The organism is Caulobacter mirabilis, from assembly GCF_002749615.1.
GTDB lineage: Bacteria > Pseudomonadota > Alphaproteobacteria > Caulobacterales > Caulobacteraceae > Caulobacter > Caulobacter mirabilis.
Genome location: NZ_CP024201.1, coordinates 4,464,224 through 4,479,312, shown reverse-complemented (window position 1 = coordinate 4,479,312; position 15,089 = coordinate 4,464,224). Strand labels below are relative to the sequence as shown.

General features: G+C 69.9%; 15 protein-coding genes and 1 pseudogene. 5 read left to right on the top strand and 11 right to left on the bottom strand.

The genetic code is table 11. The features are described 5' to 3' along the window. Positions 1 to 81: 81 nt before the first annotated feature. From CSW64_RS21235 to CSW64_RS21185, 11 genes are all read right to left on the bottom strand, one after another. Positions 82 to 402, bottom strand: a complete 321-nt coding sequence (locus tag CSW64_RS21235; protein ID WP_099623979.1) for a 2Fe-2S iron-sulfur cluster-binding protein — start codon at positions 400 to 402, stop codon at positions 82 to 84. A gap of 38 nt (positions 403 to 440) precedes the next feature. Continuing rightward, positions 441 to 1,670 carry an NAD(P)/FAD-dependent oxidoreductase gene (locus tag CSW64_RS21230; protein WP_099623978.1) on the bottom strand — a complete coding sequence of 410 codons (1,230 nt, stop codon included), beginning with the start codon at positions 1,668 to 1,670 and terminating at the stop codon, positions 441 to 443. Positions 1,671 to 1,732: 62 nt separating this feature from the next. After that, positions 1,733 to 2,170, bottom strand: coding sequence for a hypothetical protein (locus CSW64_RS21225; protein ID WP_150131464.1), 438 nt, complete (start codon positions 2,168 to 2,170; stop codon positions 1,733 to 1,735). A 116-nt stretch (positions 2,171 to 2,286) separates the two neighbouring features. Then, a complete protein-coding gene (locus tag CSW64_RS21220; RefSeq protein WP_099623976.1) occupies positions 2,287 to 3,069 on the bottom strand; it encodes a succinate dehydrogenase iron-sulfur subunit in 783 nt (260 codons plus the stop codon). Between the two features lie 91 nt (positions 3,070 to 3,160). Then, positions 3,161 to 4,594: a cell envelope integrity protein CreD gene (gene creD / locus CSW64_RS21215; RefSeq protein ID WP_172448644.1), complete on the bottom strand. Its 1,434-nt coding sequence runs from the start codon at positions 4,592 to 4,594 to the stop codon at positions 3,161 to 3,163. Positions 4,595 to 4,807: 213 nt separating this feature from the next. Further along, entirely contained in the window at positions 4,808 to 6,595 is a 1,788-nt protein-coding gene (sdhA, locus tag CSW64_RS21210) for a succinate dehydrogenase flavoprotein subunit (RefSeq protein WP_099623974.1), read from the bottom strand. After that, positions 6,595 to 6,993, bottom strand: coding sequence for a succinate dehydrogenase, hydrophobic membrane anchor protein (sdhD, locus tag CSW64_RS21205; RefSeq protein ID WP_099623973.1), 399 nt, complete (start codon positions 6,991 to 6,993; stop codon positions 6,595 to 6,597). The genes sdhA and sdhD overlap by 1 nt, the downstream gene beginning before the upstream one ends. Further along, a complete protein-coding gene (gene sdhC, locus CSW64_RS21200; protein WP_099623972.1) occupies positions 6,993 to 7,400 on the bottom strand; it encodes a succinate dehydrogenase, cytochrome b556 subunit in 408 nt (135 codons plus the stop codon). The genes sdhD and sdhC overlap by 1 nt, the downstream gene beginning before the upstream one ends. Positions 7,401 to 7,585: 185 nt before the next feature. Then, positions 7,586 to 8,293 carry a hypothetical protein gene (locus CSW64_RS21195; RefSeq protein WP_099623971.1) on the bottom strand — a complete coding sequence of 236 codons (708 nt, stop codon included), beginning with the start codon at positions 8,291 to 8,293 and terminating at the stop codon, positions 7,586 to 7,588. A gap of 45 nt (positions 8,294 to 8,338) precedes the next feature. Next, a complete protein-coding gene (gene zapE, locus CSW64_RS21190) occupies positions 8,339 to 9,460 on the bottom strand; it encodes a cell division protein ZapE (protein WP_099623970.1) in 1,122 nt (373 codons plus the stop codon). Between the two features lie 44 nt (positions 9,461 to 9,504). Continuing rightward, positions 9,505 to 10,134, bottom strand: coding sequence for a hypothetical protein (locus CSW64_RS21185; protein WP_099623969.1), 630 nt, complete (start codon positions 10,132 to 10,134; stop codon positions 9,505 to 9,507). Positions 10,135 to 10,230: 96 nt separating this feature from the next. On the opposite strand from CSW64_RS21185, the gene rsmI reads away from it, so the two are divergent. The 5 genes and pseudogenes from rsmI to CSW64_RS21160 all read left to right on the top strand — a co-directional run bounded on the left by rsmI (position 10,231) and on the right by CSW64_RS21160 (position 15,033). Continuing rightward, positions 10,231 to 11,103 (top strand): 16S rRNA (cytidine(1402)-2'-O)-methyltransferase, encoded by an 873-nt coding sequence (rsmI, locus tag CSW64_RS21180; protein ID WP_099623968.1) that lies wholly within the window; start codon positions 10,231 to 10,233, stop codon positions 11,101 to 11,103. Further along, positions 11,100 to 11,474 (top strand): YraN family protein, encoded by a 375-nt coding sequence (locus CSW64_RS21175; protein WP_099623967.1) that lies wholly within the window; start codon positions 11,100 to 11,102, stop codon positions 11,472 to 11,474. Before rsmI ends, CSW64_RS21175 begins: the two co-directional genes overlap by 4 nt. Positions 11,475 to 11,483: 9 nt before the next feature. Next, a complete protein-coding gene (locus tag CSW64_RS21170; RefSeq protein ID WP_099623966.1) occupies positions 11,484 to 12,299 on the top strand; it encodes a SirB1 family protein in 816 nt (271 codons plus the stop codon). A 77-nt stretch (positions 12,300 to 12,376) separates the two neighbouring features. Next, complete coding sequence (gene gshB / locus CSW64_RS21165) at positions 12,377 to 13,327, top strand: glutathione synthase (protein ID WP_099623965.1); 951 nt, start codon at positions 12,377 to 12,379, stop codon at positions 13,325 to 13,327. Between the two features lie 126 nt (positions 13,328 to 13,453). Further along, positions 13,454 to 15,033, top strand: a pseudogene (locus tag CSW64_RS21160) (YifB family Mg chelatase-like AAA ATPase). The last annotated feature ends 56 nt before the right edge of the window (positions 15,034 to 15,089 follow it).

The following is a 15,089-nucleotide window of genomic DNA, read 5'->3' as shown; positions in this document are numbered from 1 at the left end:
CCCAGCCGACCTTTCGATCGTGGGCCCGCTCCACCATGCTTCGCATGGTCCCCCTCTCCCGGCGGGAGAGGTAAGAGGATTCTAGTGCTGGCTTTCCGGCATGCGCACGACCAGGCCGTCGAGCGCGTCGCTGACCTTGATCTGGCAGGACAGGCGGCTGTTGGGTTCGACGTTCTCGGCGAAGTCGAGCATCGACTCCTCCATGGCCGACTTGTCGCCCGTCTTGTCCTCCCAGGCGGCGTCCACATAGACGTGGCAGGTCGCGCAGGCGCAGGCGCCGCCGCAGTCGGCGTCGATGCCGGGGATGTTGTTCTTGATCGCCCCTTCCATGACGGAAAGGCCGTTCTTCACATCGACCACATGTTCCGTGCCGTCGTGCTCGATGTAGGTGATCTTGGTCATACGCTCCCCTTGACGCCTCTTCTTCTCGGGTCGCCGATTTAGGCGACGACCTCTTTCATGGAAACTGACGAATCCGCAAGCCTGTCGGCGGCGACGAGCTTGCGGGACCCGATGAGTTGCTTGCCGACCATGAATTCGGGCGGCGCGTTGACGGCCTCGACGGCCTGGACCTGGTCGCCCTTCAGATGGAAGACGGCGAACTTGGCCGCGGCCGGATCGCCGCGCACGATGATGCGGTCGGCGTCGAACGGCAGGCCGGCGATCTGGAGCTTCAGGTCGTACTGGTCGGACCAGAACCAGGGCACCTCCGGCGTCGGCGCGGCGCGGCCGGCGATCGCGCTGGCGACGACCTTGGCCTGCTCCAGCGCGTTGGGCACGCTCTCCAGCCGGAATTGGCGATCGTAGAGCGGCAGCGGCCGGTGGGTGACGTCGCCGATGGCGTAGACGGCGGGGTCGGCCGTGCGGGCTTCGAGATCCACGACCACGCCGTTGACGCACTCCAGCCCGGCCTCGCGGGCGATCTCGTCGTTGGGGATGGCGCCGACCCCGACCAGGGCGGCGTCGCAGTCGATGACGCGGTCGTCGGACAGGCGCACGCGGCGGATCTGGCCGTTCTCGCCCTCGAAGGCCTTCACCTCGACGCCCAGCTCGAACGCCACGCCGCGCTGCTCGTGGTAGCCGGTGAAGAAGTCGGACAGGACGTTGCAGGCCACCCGGGCCAGGATGCGCGCCTCCCGCTCGACGACCAGGGCGTGGGCGCCGAGCGCCCGGGCCGAGGCGGCCGCCTCCAGCCCGACATAGCCGCCGCCGATGACGGCCAGGCGCTTGCCCTCGCCCAGCGCCGCCTTCAGCGCCTCGGCGTCGGCCGCGGTGCGCAGCTCCAGCACGCCGGCCAGGTCCGCGCCAGGGATCGGCAGCTTCCGCGCCCGGGCGCCGGTGGCGATGATCAGGACGTCGTAGGACACCGTTTCGCTGTTCGACAGCACGACGGTCTTGGTTCCGCGGTTCAACGAGACGGCGCGGACGCCCAGCTTCAGGTCGCAGCCGTTCTCGGCGTACCAGTCGGCGTCCTTGAGCGCGAGGCTGTCGGCGTCGGCCTCGCCCTTGAGCCAGGCCTTGCTCAGCGGGGGGCGTTGGTAGGGCGGGATCGGCTCGTCGCCGACCAGCACGATCGGGCCCTCGTGGCCGTACTGGCGCAGGAAGGCCGCCGCCGAGCCGCCCGCGTGGCCCGCGCCGAGGATCAGGACTTTCGCACTCAGATCGGCCAACGCCGCCCTCCCAAGTCTCTTATAAACGTGACGACCCCGTCACTTTTTTGCAAGCGGCGTCGTCATCCCGGATGGCTCCACCAGAACCAGCCATAGAACACCAGCCAGCCCAAGGTGAAGACGCCGAGCGCCGCCGGTCGGGAAACCCGCTCTCCGATCAGCCGTCCGAGGAGGGCGAATCCGATGGCGACCAGCAGGAAGCGCGGGAGGCGCACCGGGAAGGCCGCGGCGGCCCAGGGCAGGGGAGCGACCCCCTGTCCGGGCGCCAGCATGGCGTAGACCTTATACGGCGTGCTGGTCGTCGGCCCCTCAAGCGCGGCGCGAAACCAGCCCTTGTCCCGCATGGCGCGGTCGGCGTCGGCGATCATGGCGTCGGAGACGGCCGGGACGGCGGCGACCGCCGCACGGGCGGCCTGGGGATCGCGGGCGCTCCAGCCGTACATCGCCAGCCCGCCGGCCATGGCCCCGGCCGCCGCCAGCCCTGCGGCCAAAGCGCCCATGCGAAAGCCTCGCCGCAGGGCGACGAGGCTGATCAGCACGTCCGGAACGATGAAGAACAGAAAACCCTCGGCGGCGCCCCAGAGGAGCGCCAGGAGACCGAAGGTCCGGGCCTTCGTCAGGCCACCCGCTCCACCATCATCTTCTTGATCTCGGCGATGGCCTTGGCCGGGTTCAGCCCCTTGGGGCAGACCTGGGCGCAGTTCATGATGGTGTGGCAGCGGTAGAGCTTGAACGGATCCTCGAGGGCGTCCAGGCGGTCGCCGGTCGCCTCGTCGCGGCTGTCGATCAGCCAGCGGTAGGCGTGCAGCAGGGTGGCCGGGCCGAGGTACTTCTCGCCGTTCCACCAGTAGCTCGGGCAGGAGGTCGAGCAGCAGGCGCAGAGGATGCACTCGTACAGGCCGTCCAGCTTGGAGCGGTCTTCCGGCGACTGGCGCCATTCCTTCTGCGGCTCGGGCGTTTCGGTGTGCAGCCACGGCTCGATCGAGGCGTACTGCGCGTAGAACAGGGTCAGGTCGGGAACCAGGTCCTTGACCACCGCCTGCGACGGCAGCGGGGCGATCTGGATCTCCTTGCCCGGAACCTCGGCCCAGCCATGGGTGCAGGCCAGGGTGTTGCGGCCGCCGATGTTCATGGCGCAGGAGCCGCACACGCCTTCGCGGCACGAGCGGCGGAAGGTCAGGGTCGGGTCGATGTCGTTCTTGATGTGGATCAGCACATCCAGGAGCATCGGGCCGCAGGCGTCGACGTCGACGTCATAGGTGTCCCAGCGCGGGTTCTCGGTCCCTTCCGGGTCGTAGCGGTAGATCTTGAACGTCTTGACCCGCTTCGCGCCGGCCGGGGCCGCGTAGTGCTTGCCCTTGCCGATCCGGGAATTCTTGGGGAGCGCGAGTTGAACCATGCCGCCGCTTCACTTCGATAACCTAGCCTGGGCGATCATCTAGAACCGGATGCGGCCCCTGTCCACGTCGGACAGGGGCCGTTCCGTCGCGTCAGGGCGCGGAAGTCCCCGGCATGGGCGCCGATTCGGCCTTTCCACCGTACCAGTCGATGTTCCGCGTCAGCCACATCGCCACGCTCAGGCCCACGAAGGCGGCCAGCGAGCCGGTCAGCAGGGCGAAGTCCTCCAGCCGCATCAGCAGGTAGATCAGGCCGTAGACCGCCGAGAAGATGACCAGCGCCTGGACGCTGTACCGTTTGGCCTTGAAGGCCGCCCCGGCGTAGAGGCCGATCAGCCCCACGGTGGCCGCTGCCGCTATGATGAAGCCCAGGTCGAAGCCGATGTACTCCGACAGGCTGAGCAGCAGCAGGTAGAAGACCATCTGCGCCAGGCCGATCAGGATGTACTGGGCCGGGTGCAGACGGCGGCCGGACAGGGCCTCGAACACGAAGAAGGTCAGGAACACCAGGCCGACGAACATGACCGCGTACTTCAGGGCGCGGATGACGTTCTGGTACGGGTTGTTGGTGCGCAGGAAGCTGACGCCCAGGTCCTTCTGGCCCAGTTCGCCGATCGAGACCGCGCCGCTGGGGCCCTGGTCGGCCATGCCGCGGGCCATGAAGGGCACGCTCCAGTTGGCCGTGAAACGCCCGTCCTTGGAGACGTGGGTGGTGGGCAGGAAGCCGCCGTCGAAGCTGGGCGCCGGCCAATCGCCGCTGATCGAGACCTGGGTGGCCTTGGCGAACGGCAGGACCGCCACGCGCTGGGCGCCGGTGAAGGTCAGCTTGGTCTTCAGCGCGCCGCCGTTGAGCAGCGGGGCGGCGGGCGCCGAGACCAGGCCGAAGCGACCGCCTTCGCCGCCGCTGTTGTAGCGGCCGCTCTCGGAGGCGACTCCCTCGGCGAAACCAGGCTTGCCGAGATTGATTCCCGAAGCGGGGGCGAAGGCCAGGCGGCTCTCGCCCGCCGGCGTGGTCACGGTCGCGACGGGGTCGAGCTTGCCGCCGCGGAGGTCGGAGAAGCCCAGCACGACCTGGGCCCGGCTCCAGTCGACGACCGCGCCGGCCGGCAGGTTCGGCGCCGCCGGCGGGGCGCTGAAGGTCGCGCTGATGTCGACGACGGCGCTGTAGACCGGCACCTCGAAGATGCCGCGCTTGCGGGTGTCGGTCTTGACCGCGACATTTGCCGTCCCGGTGTCGGCCGAGATCACGTACCAGTCGGTGATCGCTTCCGCGCCGGGCTTGGCGGGGATGGTGTAGGGCGCGACCAGGACCGGCCCCAGCACCTGCTGGGCGCCGCCCTGCATGGCGGAAACCTCGCGCACGACCTTGTCCGACCGGCTCGAGCGGTCGGCGATCAGGGCCCACACGAACAGGGCCGGGATGGTCATCACCAGGGCCAGGGCGCAGACCAGCAGGGCCTTGCCGCCCCAGCCGGTGGACCTCGGCTTGATGGGTATCTTGATGTGGTCGTTTCCAACGTCGGACATCGCGCCCTCCATGAATGTGAGTGATTGTTCACATGCAATCGGCGCCGATGCAAGCGTTTGCTCACGCCTCGCCATCGCTGAGGAGACGACAGCCGTGTGCAGGGACGATGGAGGGCTGGCTGAGGGCCGGCGAAAGTCGCGGGAGCCTCAAATGCAGAACGCCGCCCGTCGGGGTCGACGGGCGGCGTTCGAAAGCCGGTCTGTGGCCTGAGCCTAGTACACCCGCGCCTTGGGCGGGATGTAGTCGATCTCGTTGGTCATCGTGTAGCTGTGGACCGGCCGGTAATCGATCGTGACCTTGCCGGTCGCGTCGTCGAACGAGGCCAGGGTGTGCTTCATCCAGGTCTCGTCGTTGCGATCCGGGAAGTCCTCGCGGGCGTGGGCGCCGCGGCTCTCGGTCCGGTTCAGCGCGCCGTTCACCGTCACGGCGGCCTGTCCGATCAGGTTGTCGAACTCCAGCGTCTCCATCAGGTCGCTGTTCCAGATCAGACCGCGGTCGGTCACGCCGATGTCCTTGCGGGCGTCGTGGACGGCCTGGATGCGCTTCACGCCGCTTTCCAGCGATTCGCCGGTGCGGAACACGGCGGCGTCTTCCTGCATGGCCTTCTGCATTTCAAGGCGCAGCGAGGCGGTCGAGCGCGGGCCGGCGGCGTGGCGCAGGCGGTCGAAACGGGCGATGTGGCTCACGACCGCGTCGGACTTCAGCTCGGGCTGGGTCGCGCCGGGCTTCAGGGCCTCGGCGCAGCGCAGGCCGACCGCGCGGCCGAACACCACCAGGTCGATCAGGCTGTTGGAGCCCAGGCGGTTGGCGCCGTGCACCGATACGCAGGCGGCTTCGCCCACGGCCATCAGGCCCGGGACGACCTTGTCGACGTTGTCGCCGTCCTTGACCACGACCTCGCCGTGGAAGTTCGTCTGGATGCCGCCCATGTTGTAGTGGACGGTCGGCAGGACCGGGATCGGCGCCTTGGTGACGTCGACGCCCGAGAAGACCTTGGCCGTCTCGGAGATGCCGGGCAGGCGCTCGTGCAGGATCTTCGGGTCCAGGTGATCCAGGTGCAGGAAGATGTGGTCCTTGTTCGGACCCACGCCGCGGCCTTCTCGGATCTCGATGGTCATGGCCCGGCTGACCATGTCGCGCGGCGCCAGATCCTTCACGGTCGGCGCGTAGCGCTCCATGAAGCGCTCGCCCTCGGAGTTGGTCAGGTAGCCGCCTTCGCCGCGGGCGCCTTCGGTGATCAGGCAGCCGGCGCCGTAGATGCCGGTCGGGTGGAACTGCACGAACTCCATGTCCTGCAGCGGCAGGCCGGCGCGCAGCACCATGGCGTTGCCATCGCCGGTGCAGGTGTGGGCCGAGGTGGCCGAGAAGTAGGCGCGGCCATAGCCGCCGGTGGCCAGGATCACCCGCTGCGCCTGGAAGCGGTGCAGGGTGCCGTCGTCGAGCTTCCAGGCGGTGACGCCGCGGCACTCGCCGTGTTCCATGATCAGGTCGAGCGCGAAGTACTCGATGAAGAACTCGACCGAGTGGCTCAGCGACTTGCCGTACATGGTGTGCAGCATGGCGTGGCCGGTGCGGTCGGCCGCGGCGCAGGTGCGCTGGATCGGCGCCTCGCCGTAGTTCTTGGTCATGCCGCCGAAGGCGCGCTGGTAGATCTTGCCCTCTTCCGTCCGCGAGAACGGAACGCCCCAGTGCTCCAGCTCATAGACGGCCGCCGGCGCGTTGCGGGTCAGGTACTCGATGGCGTCCTGGTCGCCCAGCCAGTCGGACCCCTTGACGGTGTCGTACATGTGCCAGCGCCAGTCGTCGTGGCCCATGTTGCCGAGCGACGCCGAGATGCCGCCCTGGGCGGCGACGGTGTGCGAGCGGGTCGGGAAGACCTTGGTCACGCAGGCGGTGCGCAGGCCGGCCTGGGCGCAGCCCAGCGCGGCGCGGAGGCCCGAGCCGCCGGCGCCGACGACGACGACGTCGAACTTGTGGTCGATGAACTTGTAGGCCGACATCAAAAGGCTCCGGTGAGGGCCACCTTCAGGATGGCGAAGACGCCCAGCGCCGCGCCGAGGACGCTGACGGCCAGGTTCAGGAGAAGCAGGGCGGACTTGGAGACGAAGCCGTAGACATAGTCTTCGATGACGACCTGGATCGTCAGCCGCAGATGGTGGAGGCCGACGACAATCAGCAGGCTCAGCAGGACGGCGTTCAGCGGCTGGGCGACCCAGGCGGTGGCCAGGGCCCAGTCCTTGCCGGCCAGGCGGATGGCGGCGAACACGCCCCACAGGCCGAGCGGGATCAGGGCCAGGCCGGTGACGCGCTCGACGATGAAGTGGCCGACGCCGTGCTTGGCGGCGCCCAGGCCGCGGGCTCGGGACAGCGGGGTGCGGAAGGCGGAGGGACCGGTCATCAGAGGGCTCCCGTCGCGCCGGCCAGGACCCAGGTCACCACGGTGGCGACCGCGGCGAAGACGATGCTGGCGATGGTCATGGTGTCGGCGAACTTCTTGTCGAAGCCCTTGCCGGTGTCCCAGATGGCGTGGCGCACGACGCTCGACAGCTGGAAGAACAGCGCGAAGGTCAGGCCGAACAGCACCAGCTTGCCGAGCGGCGAGCCGAGCAGGCTCTTGAACACCGCGTAGGCCTCCGGACCCGAGGCCAGGGCGACGGCCCAGCCGACCAGGATCAGGGCGCCCACGTACAGCCCCATCAAGCAGGCGCGGTGGAGGATGGAGCCCAGCATGGTCACATGCCAGCGCCAGACCTGGAGGTGAGGCGAAAGGGGCCGCTCGCGGACCCTCGGCGAGGCTTCGGTCATCTTGGACTCGTTGCTGCACAGGCGAAGAAACGTTGCCGCTTTTAAGCCTCGATCAGGGGGTGTCAACGAAACCGGGCTTGTTGCGAACTGGTCGCACGACTTGTCCCGGTCTCTCGCCGACGACTTCCTCTAGGATAGGCGCAGGCGAACGCCGCGGTCACGGAAGCGATCCATCCGGCCTCCCGTCATCGCCAGGGCGCTCCGGCCAGCACCTGTTCGAGCGTGTACGACTTCGCAACGGCGCCGCTTCGACCCGACAGCGGATTTGACCTGTCGAGAAAGATGGCCGGCGAGCCCGGCCGAATGTCATAGAAATCGTCCGACCAGGGCGCCATGCGGAACTCGGCGAGGTACTGTGCGAGCAGCTCGGGCGGGAAACGGTCCCGCTTCTTCGGCAAGTCGTATCGATCGGCTTCCTCGAAATCGAAACGCTCCCCGGCCTCCTCGAACACCCACCGACCGCCATCGTTGGCGGCGGCGATGGAGCGTCGGATGCCCAGCACGGGATCGCCCCCCAACTCGGGCGGCGCGTAGACCTCCCATATCACGGCGGGCCACCGAGCGCCGTCCGGCGAGCGGCACACCCTCATGGCCCTCACGCGCATGTGCTGAGCAAGAAAGGACATCGGCGGAAACGGATCCGAACCGGCGACGCCGTTCTGGAAGAACGCCGTCCAGCCCGACAGGGTGCTCACGAAGAGACGCCGGTCCGTCACCGCCGACAGCGGCTCCAGTCGGGCCAGCGAGGCGGCCAGCGACGACGTGATCTCTTCGCGGCGATAGTGGATTCCGAGTCCGCCGTGCCAGGCCGCGAACTCGGACGCAACGGCGGCCGCCGGAGCCTCGATCAGCCCCATGTCGGAGGTCACCGGATGCCAGCGTCGGATTTCCATGGAGCAGCCCGATCGGCGAAGCGTGAAGCGACGCCCCGCTCTACCTTAGTCCCTGATCCGCTCAAGCCAATCCGCCGACCGCATCTCCTGCAGGCGTGACACGGTTCGCTCGAACTCGAAGGCGCCGTCGCCTTCCGGATACAGGGCTTCGGGCTCAACGGCGGCGACGGCGATCAGCTTGGCCTGGGCTTCGTACAGGGCGTCGACCAGGGTGTTGAAGCGCCGGGCGGCGTCCCGTTTGCCGGCCGACAGCTGCGGGACGTCTTCCAGGAATATCGTGTGGAAGCGGTCGGCGATGGCCAGGTAGTCCTGCGGCCCGAGGGCGTGGTCGCACAGACTCGTGAAGCTGGCGCGCAGCAGACCGCCGCTGGCGCGCGGCAGGTGCAGCTTGCGGCCGAGCACCTCCAGCGTGGCGCCGGTTTCCGGAGCGCCGTCCAGCATGTCGGCCCACAGCCGGTCGAACTCGGCCTCGGTTTCCGGCGTGATCGGCGACAGCCAGGTCCGCGCGCCGCGCAGGCGGTCCAGGCGGAAGTCGGTCGGCCCGCGCACCGCCACCACCTCCAGCTTCTCCTTCAGCAGTTCGATGAAGGGGACGAAGAGCTGGCGGTTGATGCCGTTCTTGTAGAGGTCGTCCGGCGGCCGGTTGGACGTGGCCACCAGGGTCACGCCCAGGCCGAACAGCGCCTCGAACAGCCGGCCCAGGATCATGGCGTCGGCGATGTCGGTGACCTGCAGCTCGTCGAAACAGAGCAGGCGGGCGTCCTTGGCCACCAGCTCGGCGGTCGGGACGATCGGGTCGTCTCCCTTCGCCTGGCCGAAGCGGGCTTTGCGGGCCGCCGCGTCGCCCTTGCGCCAGGCGTCGATGCTGGCGTGGACCTCGGCCATGAAGACGTGGAAGTGGACCCGGCGCTTCTTCGAGACCGGGGCGGACTCGTAGAAGAGGTCCATCAGCATGGACTTGCCGCGGCCGACCGGACCCCAGAGGTAGATGCCGCGCGCGCCCTTGGGCTTGCGGAACAGCGAGGAGAGGCCGGCCGGTTCGCCCAGAGCGTTCAGGTCGCCTTCCAGGCGCGAGAAGGCCGACAGCGCGGCTTCCTGCGCGGCGTCGGGGCGGATCTCTCCGGAGGCGAGGCGCTCACGGTAGGCGGCGCGGACGGACTGGGGCATCGCCCAAGCGGTTAGCGCGGCCGGCGCGTCACATCAATGTCCGCCTACAGCCCCAGGTCCTTGCGGACGTAGCGGTAGGTCTCGGCCTTCTCGCAGGCGCAGGCCTTCATCTTCCCGTCCTTGGTCCACCAGATCAGCAGCGGATAGGCGAACTTGACCCCGTTGGCCTTGAGCAGCGGGGTCAGATCCTCGACCAGGTCCCGGCCGGCGGCCACCACGGCGGTGCGGGCCATGTCGCCGTCGGCCGGCGGGATGCCGGCGGCGGTCCAGGCGTCCGGCGGCGTGGCGTCCCATCGCTCCAGCAGCGGCCAGCTGCGGTTGAGCCAGAGCTCGGCGACGGTCGCCCGCTCCGGCGGGGTCGACTTCTGCACGCCGTTGTACTCGCCGCGGGCGATCATGATCACCCGGGTGTCGACCTGGGCCTTGTGCAGGTCGGGGAACTGCTCCTGGGTGAAGCGGACGCAGTCCGGGCATTTCCGGAAGCTGACCATGTAGAGCTTGGGCCCGTTCAGATGGGGCGACACCCAGCCCGACTGTTCGACCAGCTTGGCGATCTCGGCCTGGTGTTTCGTGATCGTCTTCGGGCGCCAGCGCAGGTCCAGCCACCACCACCCGCCCAACCCGCCGACGAGAAGGACGGCGATCACGATGACCCAGGCGATCAGCTTCTTCATGGACTTTCCTCGCAAGCGGCGTGCGATCCTTCGCTTCTATCCCTTGACTGTCGGCCGCGGGCAAGGCGCTCTCCCGATCCGTTTCCGGAGTTTACCTTGTCGCGCCACCCGCCTCCGCCGCCGCTGTCGGACGTCCCGCTCGAGCCGGGCCTCTATGTCGTGGCCACGCCGATCGGCAATCTGCGCGACATCACCCTGCGGGCGCTGGACGTCCTGAACGGCTGCGACCTGCTGCTGGCCGAGGACACCCGGGTGACCGGCAAGCTGCTGGCCGCCTACGGCATCCGCAAGCCGCTGCTGCGCTACGACGAGCACGCCGCCGAGCGCGCCCGGCCGAAGATCCTGGAGGCGCTGGAAGCCGGCCGGCGCGTGGCCCAGGTCTCCGACGCCGGCACGCCCCTGGTGTCCGACCCGGGTTTCCGGTTGGTGGGCGAGGCGGTGGCGGCCGGCCATCGGGTGTTCCCGATCCCCGGCGCCTCGGCTCCCTTGGCGGCCCTGACCCTGGCCGGCCTGCCCACGGACCGGTTCCTGTTCGCCGGCTTCGCGCCGACCAAGAGCGGGCAGCGCCGGACCTTCTTCGAGGAGTTCGCCGCCGTTCGCGCGACCCTGATCTTCTTCGAGACCGGTCCGCGGCTGCGCGCCAGCCTGACCGACATGGCGGCCGTGTTCGGCGGCGACCGGCCGGCGGCCGTGACCCGCGAACTGACCAAGTTCTACGAGACCGCGATCCGGGGCTCGCTCGACGCCCTGATCGCCGCCCCGGGCACCGACGATCCCAAGGGCGAGATCGTCGTCCTGGTCGGGCCGGGCGAGGCCAAGGCCGCGACCGAGGTCGACGCCGACGCGGCCCTGGCTGAGGCCCTGACCCGCTTGCCGCCGGGAGAGGCCGCCTCCGAGGTGGCCAAGGCGTTGGGTCTGAACCGCCGCGACCTCTACCGCCGGGCCTTGGCCCTCAAGGACGCGCCGTGACCTCCGCCCGCAGCGCGCGCGGCGCCCGGGCCCGGCTGTCGGGTCACCGGGGCGAAATCGTCGCGGCGTTGTGGCTGATGGCCAAGGGTTATCGCATCCTCGGCTTCCGGCTGGCCTCGCCGCAGGGCGAGATCGACCTGCTGGCCCTGCGCGGACGGGTCCTGGCCGTGGTCGAGGTCAAGCGCCGGGCGACGGTCGAGCTGGCGCTGGAGGCCGTCCACCAGGGTCAGCGTGAGCGGCTGCGGCGCGCGGCCGCGGCGATCGCGGCGGGGCGGCCGGCGCTGCGCGACGCCACGGTGCGGCTGGACCTGATGGCGCTCGCGCCCGGCCGGTTGCCGCGGCATGTTCCCGACGCCTGGCGGGGCGAGTAGGGTTCGGCCATGACCCGGGAAGAGGCGGAGCATTTCCTCGCGGACGCGGGGCGGCTGGCCGACGAGGCGTTCCCGCTGTTCGCGGCGGCGCTCGCCTGCGCGGTCCATGACGACCCTGAGCGTGATGTCGACCAGGCTCAAGTCGTGGCCGACGAGGGCGCGGTCCGTCTGGCGGCGCGGCTGGAGCGGGAGTCGCCGGAGGAGGCGATCGCCGAGGCCATGGCCGGCGACCTTCGGCTGCAGGGCGACCTGTTCACCTATGACCATCTCGACAACGCCGACGTGATCGCCGTGGCCCAGCGGCGGCGCGGCATTCCGGTCTCGCTCGGGGTCTTCTACCTGCACGCCGCCCGGCGCTGCGATCTGGACGTGCGCGGCGTCGACTTCCCCGGTCACTTCCTGCTGCGCATCGAGAGCCTGGAGGGGCCGCTGGCCCTGGACCCGTTCAGCGAGGGGCGGGTGGTGCTGCCGTCCGAGCTGTCGCGGCGGGCGCTGCGCACCGGCCTGACGCCGGACGTGGCCGGGCGGTTGGACCTGCTGATGACGCCGGTCAGCGACCGGGCGGTGCTGATCCGCCTGCAGAACAACATCTTCGCCCGCGCCCAGGCGGCGGGGGACTACGCTCGCGCCGAACGGTCGGCCCTCCGGCGGGCCTTGCTCGATCCGCTGGACCACCGGCCCTGGCTCGACGTCGCCGCCGCCCGCGAGGGTCAGGGCGCCTTGGCCGGGGCGCTGGAGGCCCTGGGTCGGGCCCAGCAGCTCGACGGCGGCGCGGCCATCGCCGCCCGCGCGGCGCGGGAACGGGTGCGGCTCCGCCTGAACTGAAGCCCTGCCCCTGGCGAAGGCGCGGGGGAGTGGCTAAGTCGGAAGCGCCGGCTCCCCGGCGTCAGAAGGAAGCTCCCATGTCGCTGAAGGTCGCCGTGCAGATGGATCCGATCGAACGGATCAACATCGAGACCGACACCACCTTCCTGATGATGATGCAGGCCCAGGCGCGCGGGCATCGGCTGTGGGTCTACACGCCCGACAAGCTGTCGCTGGAGGAGGGCCGCGTCACGGCTCGCGCCCGGCCGGTGCGGCTGAAGGCGGTCAAGGGCGACCACGCCGAGTTCGGCGAGACCGTCGTTCTGGACCTGGCCGAGCAGATCGACGTGGTGCTGATGCGCCAGGATCCGCCCTTCGACATGGCCTACATCACGGCCACCCACTTCCTCGACAAGGTCCACCCCAGGGTCCTGGTGGTGAACAATCCGACCGAGGTGCGCAACGCGCCGGAGAAGCTGTTCGTCACCGACTTTCCGGGCGTGCAGCCGCCGACCCTGATCACCAGCGACGTCGAGGCCATCTACGACTTCCGCGCCCGGCACGGCGACATGGTGTTGAAGCCGCTGCACGGCGGGGGCGGTTCTGGCGTGGTGCGTCTGCGGGCGGACGACCCCAATCTCGACGCCCTGCTGGAGCTGCACGCCCTGATCGGGCGGGACCAGGTCATCGCCCAGAAGTTCATCCCGGCGGTCAGCAAGGGCGACAAGCGCATCCTGCTAGTCGACGGCGAGCCGGTCGGGGCCATCAACCGCGTGCCGGCCGAGGGCCAGGTGCGGTCGAACCTGGCGCGTGGCGGCCGGGCCGAGGCGGTGGAGCTGACCGCCCGCGATCAGGAGTTGTGCGCCATCATCGGGCCGGAGCTGAAGCGACGCGGCCTGCTGTTCGTCGGCATCGATGTGATCGGCGACTATCTGACCGAAATCAACGTCACTTCGCCGACCGGCGCCCAGCAGCTCAAGCGGTTCGGCGGCCCCGACGCGACGGAGGTGCTCTGGACCCGGATTGAAGAAATCCGATCCAAAGGATGAATTGTGTCAGTTAGCTGACTGATAAGTTTCAATTTCCCATTTAGTTCTCTTTTCGTTCTTGATCCATGCTGCCCGGTATGGTTGCATCTGTGGATAAGTCCACGGAGCGCTTAACCGGGAGGGGGCATGGTCGCGCGCGTTGTGACGGTGGCGTTTCAGGGCGTCGAGGCGCGGCGGGTCGACGTCGAGGTCCAGCTGACCGGCGGCGAGAGCGCCATCGTCGTCGTCGGGCTCGGCGACAAGGCCGTGGCGGAAAGCCGCGAGCGGGTGCGGGGGGCCTTCACGGGCTTGGGGCTTTCGGTTCCGGCCAAGCGGATCGTGGTCAACCTGGCCCCCGCCGATCTGCCCAAGGAGGGCAGCCACTACGATCTGCCGATCGCCCTGGCGATCATGGGGGCGATGGGCGTCGTCCCGCCCGACGCGCTGGAAGGGTGGGCCGCGGTCGGGGAACTGTCGCTGGACGGCACGATCGCGCCGGTCGCCGGGGTGCTGCCGGCGGCGGTGGCGGCCGGGGCGATGGACATGGGCCTGATCTGCCCCGAACCGTCCGGGCCGGAGGCGGCCTGGGCCGGCGGGACGCGGGTGTTGGCGCCGCGGTCGCTGATCGGGCTGATCAACCATCTGCGGGGCAGCCAGCTGCTATCCGAGCCGAAGCCGGGGCCGATGGTCGACGGCGGCCGGGTTCCCGACCTGCGCGAGGTGAAGGGTCAGGAACAGGCCAAGCGGGCGCTGGAGATCGCCGCGGCCGGCGGCCACAACCTGCTGTTCTCGGGCCCGCCCGGCTCAGGCAAGTCGATGCTGGCTCAGCGCCTGCCCGGCATCCTGCCGCCCCTGTCGGCGGCGGAGTTGCTGGAGACGTCGATGATCCATTCCGTGGCCGGACTGATCGCGCGGGGCGAGCTGACGCGGGCGCGGCCCTTTCGTGCTCCGCACCACTCCGCCAGCATGGCCGCCCTGACCGGCGGGGGTCTGAAGGCCAAGCCGGGCGAGGTCTCGCTGGCCCACAACGGCGTCCTGTTTCTCGACGAGCTGCCGGAGTTCAGTCCCCAGGCGCTGGACAGCCTGCGCGCGCCGCTGGAGACGGGCGAGGTGATGGTCGCCCGCGCCAACGCCCACATCCGCTACCCCGCGCGCGTCCAGCTGGCGGCCGCGCAGAACCCCTGCCGCTGCGGTCACGGCGGCGCCGGCAAGGGTTGGTGCGGCAAGGCGCCGAGGTGCCAGCGCGACTACCAGGGGCGGGTCTCGGGGCCGCTGCTGGACCGGATCGACCTGCAGATCGACGTCCCGCCGGTCAGCGCCGCCGACCTGTCCCTGCCGCCGCCGTCGGAGGGGACGGCCGAGGTGGCCGCCCGGGTGGCGGCCGCTCGCGCGCTGCAGGTCGAGCGGGCGGAGCGGCTGGACGGGGCCGTGCTGAACGCCCGCGCCGAGGGGGACTTCCTCGAGCGGATCGCCGGTCTGGACGCCGCGGCGCGCGACCTGCTGACCCGTGCGGCCGAGGCCGGCGGCCTGACCGCGCGGGGCTGGACCCGGGCGCTGCGACTGGCCCGGACCATCGCCGACCTGGACGGCGCCGACAGGGTCAAGCGCATCCATGTGGCGGAGGCGCTGATCTATCGCCGGGTCGCCGCGGCGGCGGAGATGGCGGGGTAGGGGCTCCCTCTATCACCGTATGTCCCGGCGAAGGCCGGGACCCAGATCCGGCCTGAGCATTCGGACCGATCCGCTGGGACGACGCCCGCGACGGGGGCCCGGCCTTCGCCGG

What these genes read in the sequence shown, in the direction of transcription:
- CSW64_RS21235 (WP_099623979.1), bottom strand. Translation starts at nt 402, where the DNA reads ATGACCAAGATCACCTACATCGAGCACGACGGCACGGAACATGTGGTC.
- CSW64_RS21225 (WP_150131464.1), bottom strand. Translation starts at nt 2,170, where the DNA reads ATGGGCGCTTTGGCCGCAGGGCTGGCGGCGGCCGGGGCCATGGCCGGC.
- CSW64_RS21220 (WP_099623976.1), bottom strand. Translation starts at nt 3,069, where the DNA reads ATGGTTCAACTCGCGCTCCCCAAGAATTCCCGGATCGGCAAGGGCAAG.
- creD (WP_172448644.1), bottom strand. Translation starts at nt 4,594, where the DNA reads ATGTCCGACGTTGGAAACGACCACATCAAGATACCCATCAAGCCGAGG.
- sdhA (WP_099623974.1), bottom strand. Translation starts at nt 6,595, where the DNA reads ATGTCGGCCTACAAGTTCATCGACCACAAGTTCGACGTCGTCGTCGTC.
- sdhD (WP_099623973.1), bottom strand. Translation starts at nt 6,993, where the DNA reads ATGACCGGTCCCTCCGCCTTCCGCACCCCGCTGTCCCGAGCCCGCGGC.
- sdhC (WP_099623972.1), bottom strand. Translation starts at nt 7,400, where the DNA reads ATGACCGAAGCCTCGCCGAGGGTCCGCGAGCGGCCCCTTTCGCCTCAC.
- CSW64_RS21195 (WP_099623971.1), bottom strand. Translation starts at nt 8,293, where the DNA reads ATGGAAATCCGACGCTGGCATCCGGTGACCTCCGACATGGGGCTGATC.
- zapE (WP_099623970.1), bottom strand. Translation starts at nt 9,460, where the DNA reads ATGCCCCAGTCCGTCCGCGCCGCCTACCGTGAGCGCCTCGCCTCCGGA.
- CSW64_RS21185 (WP_099623969.1), bottom strand. Translation starts at nt 10,134, where the DNA reads ATGAAGAAGCTGATCGCCTGGGTCATCGTGATCGCCGTCCTTCTCGTC.
- CSW64_RS21170 (WP_099623966.1), top strand. Translation starts at nt 11,484, where the DNA reads ATGACCCGGGAAGAGGCGGAGCATTTCCTCGCGGACGCGGGGCGGCTG.
- gshB (WP_099623965.1), top strand. Translation starts at nt 12,377, where the DNA reads ATGTCGCTGAAGGTCGCCGTGCAGATGGATCCGATCGAACGGATCAAC.